The 5,485-nt window shown below is 44.7% G+C and carries 9 protein-coding genes; all 9 read right to left on the bottom strand.

Annotated elements, in window-relative coordinates:
- On the bottom strand, positions 1–1,033 hold a 1,033-nt coding region (locus FFM71_RS13970; protein WP_038808773.1), incomplete at its 3' end, for a major capsid protein.
- A gap of 36 nt (positions 1,034–1,069) precedes the next feature.
- Positions 1,070–1,186: a phage DNA packaging protein J gene (locus tag FFM71_RS13965; RefSeq protein WP_000033471.1), complete on the bottom strand. Its 117-nt coding sequence runs from the start codon at positions 1,184–1,186 to the stop codon at positions 1,070–1,072.
- Complete coding sequence (locus FFM71_RS13960; RefSeq protein ID WP_000084700.1) at positions 1,186–1,644, bottom strand: scaffolding protein D; 459 nt, start codon at positions 1,642–1,644, stop codon at positions 1,186–1,188. Before FFM71_RS13960 ends, FFM71_RS13965 begins: the two co-directional genes overlap by 1 nt.
- Positions 1,641–1,880 (bottom strand): phage DNA packaging protein C, encoded by a 240-nt coding sequence (locus FFM71_RS13955; protein WP_016670801.1) that lies wholly within the window; start codon positions 1,878–1,880, stop codon positions 1,641–1,643. The genes FFM71_RS13960 and FFM71_RS13955 overlap by 4 nt, the downstream gene beginning before the upstream one ends.
- On the bottom strand, positions 1,813–1,965 hold the full coding sequence (locus FFM71_RS13950; protein WP_435988044.1) for a hypothetical protein: 153 nt from the start codon (positions 1,963–1,965) through the stop codon (positions 1,813–1,815). Before FFM71_RS13950 ends, FFM71_RS13955 begins: the two co-directional genes overlap by 68 nt.
- Positions 1,898–3,439 (bottom strand): replication endonuclease, encoded by a 1,542-nt coding sequence (locus FFM71_RS13945; protein ID WP_000252566.1) that lies wholly within the window; start codon positions 3,437–3,439, stop codon positions 1,898–1,900. Before FFM71_RS13945 ends, FFM71_RS13950 begins: the two co-directional genes overlap by 68 nt.
- A 63-nt stretch (positions 3,440–3,502) precedes the next feature.
- The gene (locus FFM71_RS13940) at positions 3,503–4,489 is read right to left on the bottom strand and encodes a Minor spike protein (protein WP_000466547.1); all 987 of its coding nucleotides are present in this window, start codon (positions 4,487–4,489) and stop codon (positions 3,503–3,505) included.
- 8 nt (positions 4,490–4,497) lie between these two features.
- Complete coding sequence (locus tag FFM71_RS13935; protein WP_000487867.1) at positions 4,498–5,025, bottom strand: hypothetical protein; 528 nt, start codon at positions 5,023–5,025, stop codon at positions 4,498–4,500.
- Between the two features lie 110 nt (positions 5,026–5,135).
- Positions 5,136–5,485: major capsid protein (locus FFM71_RS13930; RefSeq protein ID WP_137612612.1), on the bottom strand; the 350-nt coding region annotated here is incomplete at its 5' end.

Raw genomic sequence — 5,485 nt, 5'->3', positions numbered from 1 at the left:
TAAACTTCTTAGACGAATCACCAGAACGGAAAACATCCTTCATAGAAATTTCACGCGGCGGCAAGTTGCCATACAAAACAGGGTCGCCAGCAATATCGGTATAAGTCAAAGCACCTTTAGCGTTAAGGTACTGAATCTCTTTAGTCGCAGTAGGCGGAAAACGAACAAGCGCAAGAGTAAACATAGTGCCATGCTCAGGAACAAAGAAACGCGGCACAGAATGTTTATAGGTCTGTTGAACACGACCAGAAAACTGGCCTAACGACGTTTGGTCAGTTCCATCAACATCATAGCCAGATGCCCAGAGATTAGAGCGCATGACAAGTAAAGGACGGTTGTCAGCGTCATAAGAGGTTTTACCTCCAAATGAAGAAATAACATCATGGTAACGCTGCATGAAGTAATCACGTTCTTGGTCAGTATGCAAATTAGCATAAGCAGCTTGCAGACCCATAATGTCAATAGATGTGGTAGAAGTCGTCATTTGGCGAGAAAGCTCAGTCTCAGGAGGAAGCGGAGCAGTCCAAATGTTTTTGAGATGGCAGCAACGGAAACCATAACGAGCATCATCTTGATTAAGCTCATTAGGGTTAGCCTCGGTACGGTCAGGCATCCACGGCGCTTTAAAATAGTTGTTATAGATATTCAAATAACCCTGAAACAAATGCTTAGGGATTTTATTGGTATCAGGGTTAATCGTGCCAAGAAAAGCGGCATGGTCAATATAACCAGTAGTGTTAACAGTCGGGAGAGGAGTGGCATTAACACCATCCTTCATGAACTTAATCCACTGTTCACCATAAACGTGACGATGAGGGACATAAAAAGTAAAAATGTCTACAGTAGAGTCAATAGCAAGGCCACGACGCAATGGAGAAAGACGGAGAGCGCCAACGGCGTCCATCTCGAAGGAGTCGCCAGCGATAACCGGAGTAGTTGAAATGGTAATAAGACGACCAATCTGACCAGCAAGGAAGCCAAGATGGGAAAGGTCATGCGGCATACGCTCGGCGCCAGTTTGAATATTAGACATAATTTATCCTCAAGTAAGGGGCCGAAGCCCCTGCAATTAAAATTGTTGACCACCTACATACCAAAGACGAGCGCCTTTACGCTTGCCTTTAGTACCTCGCAACGGCTGCGGACGACCAGGGCGAGCGCCAGAACGTTTTTTACCTTTAGACATTACATCACTCCTTCTGCACGTAATTTTTGACGCACGTTTTCTTCTGCGTCAGTAAGAACGTCAGTGTTTCCTGCGCGTACACGCAAGGTAAACGCGAACAATTCAGCGGCTTTAACCGGACGCTCGACGCCATTAATAATGTTTTCCGTAAATTCAGCGCCTTCCATGATGAGACAGGCCGTTTGAATGTTGACGGGATGAACATAATAAGCAATGACGGCAGCAATAAACTCAACAGGAGCAGGAAAGCGAGGGTATCCTACAAAGTCCAGCGTACCATAAACGCAAGCCTCAACGCAGCGACGAGCACGAGAGCGGTCAGTAGCAATCCAAACTTTGTTACTCGTCAGAAAATCGAAATCATCTTCGGTTAAATCCAAAACGGCAGAAGCCTGAATGAGCTTAATAGAGGCCAAAGCGGTCTGGAAACGTACGGATTGTTCAGTAACTTGACTCATGATTTCTTACCTATTAGTGGTTGAACAGCATCGGACTCAGATAGTAATCCACGCTCTTTTAAAATGTCAACAAGAGAATCTCTACCATGAACAAAATGTGACTCATATCTAAACCAGTCCTTGACGAACGTGCCAAGCATATTAAGCCACTTCTCCTCATCCAACGCGTCAGTTTTTGACAGAATCGTTAGTTGATGGCGAAAGGTCGCAAAGTAAGAGCTTCTCGAGCTGCGCAAGGATAGGTCGAATTTTCTCATTTTCCGCCAGCAGTCCACTTCGATTTAATTCGTAAACAAGCAGTAGTAATTCCTGCTTTATCAAGATAATTTTTCGACTCATCAGAAATATCCGAAAGTGTTAACTTCTGCGTCATGGAAGCGATAAAACTCTGCAGGTTGGATACGCCAATCATTTTTATCGAAGCGCGCATAAATTTGAGCAGATTTGTCGTCACAGGTTGCGCCGCCAAAACGTCGGCTACAGTAACTTTTCCCAGCCTCAATCTCATCTCTCTTTTTGCGTTCTGCTTCAATATCTGGTTGAACGGCGTCGCGTCGTAACCCAGCTTGGTAAGTTGGATTAAGCACTCCGTGGACAGATTTGTCATTGTGAGCATTTTCATCCCGAAGTTGCGGCTCATTCTGATTCTGAACAGCTTCTTGGGAAGTAGCGACAGCTTGGTTTTTAGTGAGTTGTTCCATTCTTTAGCTCCTAGACCTTTAGCAGCAAGGTCCATATCTGACTTTTTGTTAACGTATTTAGCCACATAGAAACCAACAGCCATATAACTGGTAGCTTTAAGCGGCTCACCTTTAGCATCAACAGGCCACAACCAACCAGAACGTGAAAAAGCGTCCTGCGTGTAGCGAACTGCGATGGGCATACTGTAACCATAAGGCCACGTATTTTGCAAGCTATTTAACTGGCGGCGATTGCGTACCCGACGACCAAAATTAGGGTCAACGCTACCTGTAGGAAGTGTCCGCATAAAGTGCACCGCATGGAAATGAAGACGGCCATTAGCTGTACCATACTCAGGCACACAAAAATACTGATAGCAGTCGGCGTGTGAATCATTAGCCTTGCGACCCTCGGCAGCAAGAACCATACGACCAATATCACGAAAATAGTCACGCAAAGCATTGGGATTATCATAAAACGCCTCTAATCGGTCGTCAGCCAACGTGAGAGTGTCAAAAACGATAAACCAACCATCAGCATGAGCCTGTCGCATTGCATTCATCAAACGCTGAATAGCAAAGCCTCTACGCGATTTCATAGTGGAGGCCTCCAGCAATCTTGAACACTCATCCTTAATACCTTTCTTTTTGGGGTAATTATACTCATCGCGAATATCCTTAAGAGGGCGTTCAGCAGCCAGCTTGCGGCAAAACTGCGTAACCGTCTTCTCGTTCTCTAAAAACCATTTTTCGTCCCCTTCGGGGCGGTGGTCTATAGTGTTATTAATATCAAGTTGGGGGAGCACATTGTAGCATTGTGCCAATTCATCCATTAACTTCTCAGTAACAGATACAAACTCATCACGAACGTCAGAAGCAGCCTTATGGCCGTCAACATACATATCACCATTATCGAACTCAACGCCCTGCATACGAAAAGACAGAATCTCTTCCAAGAGCTTGATGCGGTTATCCATCTGCTTATGGAAGCCAAGCATTGGGGATTGAGAAAGAGTAGAAATGCCACAAGCCTCAATAGCAGGTTTAAGAGCCTCGATACGCTCAAAGTCAAAATAATCAGCGTGACATTCAGAAGGGTAATAAGAACGAACCATAAAAAAGCCTCCAAGATTTGGAGGCATGAAAACATACAATTGGGAGGGTGTCAATCCTGACGGTTATTTCCTAGACAAATTAGAGCCAATACCATCAGCTTTACCGTCTTTCCAGAAATTGTTCCAAGTATCGGCAACAGCTTTATCAATACCATGAAAAATATCAACCACACCAGAAGCAGCATCAGTGACGACATTAGAAATATCCTTTGCAGTAGCGCCAATATGAGAAGAGCCATACCGCTGATTCTGCGTTTGCTGATGAACTAAGTCAACCTCAGCACTAACCTTGCGAGTCATTTCTTTGATTTGGTCATTGGTAAAATACTGACCAGCCGTTTGAGCTTGAGTAAGCATTTGGCGCATAATCTCGGAAACCTGCTGTTGCTTGGAAAGATTGGTGTTTTCCATAATAGACGCAACGCGAGCAGTAGACTCCTTCTGTTGATAAGCAAGCATCTCATTTTGTGCATATACCTGGTCTTTCGTATTCTGGCGTGAAGTCGCCGACTGAATGCCAGCAATCTCTTTTTGAGTCTCATTTTGCATCTCGGCAATCTCTTTCTGATTGTCCAGTTGCATTTTAGTAAGCTCTTTTTGATTCTCAAATCCGGCGTCAACCATACCAGCAGAGGAAGCATCAGCACCAGCACGCTCCCAAGCATTAAGCTCAGGAAATGCAGCAGCAAGATAATCACGAGTATCCTTTCCTTTATCAGCGGCAGACTTGCCACCAAGTCCAACCAAATCAAGCAACTTATCAGAAACGGCAGAAGTGCCAGCCTGCAACGTACCTTCAAGAAGTCCTTTACCAGCTTTAGCCATAGCACCAGAAACAAAACTAGGGACGGCCTCATCAGGGTTAGGAACATTAGAGCCTTGAATGGCAGATTTAATACCAGCATCACCCATGCCTACAGTATTGTTATCGGTAGCAAGCACATCACCTTGAATGCCACCGGAGGCGGCTTTTTGACCGCCTCCAAACAATTTAGACATGGCGCCACCAGCAAGAGCAGAAGCAATACCGCCAGCAATAGCACCAAACATAAATCACCTCACTTAAGTGGCTGGAGACAAATAATCTCTTTAATAACCTGATTCAGCGAAACCAATCCGCGGCATTTAGTAGCGGTAAAGTTAGACCAAACCATGAAACCAACATAAACATTATTGCCCGGCGTACGGGGAAGGACGTCAATAGTCACACAGTCCTTGACGGTATAATAACCACCATCATGGCGACCATCCAAAGGATAAACATCATAGGCAGTCGGGAGGGTAGTCGGAACCGAAGAAGACTCAAAGCGAACCAAACAGGCAAAAAATTTAGGGTCGGCATCAAAAGCAATATCAGCACCAACAGAAACAACCTGATTAGCGGCGTTGACAGATGTATCCATCTGAATGCAATGAAGAAAACCACCATTACCAGCATTAACCGTCAAACTATCAAAATATAACGTTGACGATGTAGCTTTAGGTGTCTGTAAAACAGGTGCCGAAGAAGCTGGAGTAACAGAAGTGAGAACCAGCTTATCAGAAAAAAAGTTTGAATTATGGCGAGAAATAAAAGTCTGAAACATGATTAAACTCCTAAGCAGAAAACCTACCGCGCTTCGCTTGGTCAACCCCTCAGCGGCAAAAATTAAAATTTTTACCGCTTCGGCGTTATAACCTCACACTCAATCTTTTATCACGAAGTCATGATTGAATCGCGAGTGGTCGGCAGATTGCGATAAACGGTCACATTAAATTTAACCTGACTATTCCACTGCAACAACTGAACGGACTGGAAACACTGGTCATAATCATGGTGGCGAATAAGTACGCGTTCTTGCAAATCACCAGAAGGCGGTTCCTGAATGAATGGGAAGCCTTCAAGAAGGTGATAAGCAGGAGAAACATACGAAGGCGCATAACGATACCACTGACCCTCAGCAATCTTAAACTTCTTAGACGAATCACCAGAACGGAAAACATCCTTCATAGAAATTTCACGCGGCGGCAAGTTGCCATACAAAACAGGGTCGCCAGCAATATCGG

It is taken from the genome of Companilactobacillus huachuanensis (assembly GCF_005404815.1).
GTDB classification, from domain to species: Bacteria; Bacillota; Bacilli; order Lactobacillales; family Lactobacillaceae; genus Companilactobacillus; species Companilactobacillus huachuanensis.
The sequence above is the reverse complement of the archived record's forward strand: the minus strand, read 5'-3'. Positions and strand labels throughout refer to the sequence as shown.

What these genes read in the sequence shown, in the direction of transcription:
- FFM71_RS13965 (WP_000033471.1), bottom strand. Translation starts at nt 1,186, where the DNA reads ATGTCTAAAGGTAAAAAACGTTCTGGCGCTCGCCCTGGTCGTCCGCAG.
- FFM71_RS13960 (WP_000084700.1), bottom strand. Translation starts at nt 1,644, where the DNA reads ATGAGTCAAGTTACTGAACAATCCGTACGTTTCCAGACCGCTTTGGCC.
- FFM71_RS13945 (WP_000252566.1), bottom strand. Translation starts at nt 3,439, where the DNA reads ATGGTTCGTTCTTATTACCCTTCTGAATGTCACGCTGATTATTTTGAC.
- FFM71_RS13940 (WP_000466547.1), bottom strand. Translation starts at nt 4,489, where the DNA reads ATGTTTGGTGCTATTGCTGGCGGTATTGCTTCTGCTCTTGCTGGTGGC.
- FFM71_RS13935 (WP_000487867.1), bottom strand. Translation starts at nt 5,025, where the DNA reads ATGTTTCAGACTTTTATTTCTCGCCATAATTCAAACTTTTTTTCTGAT.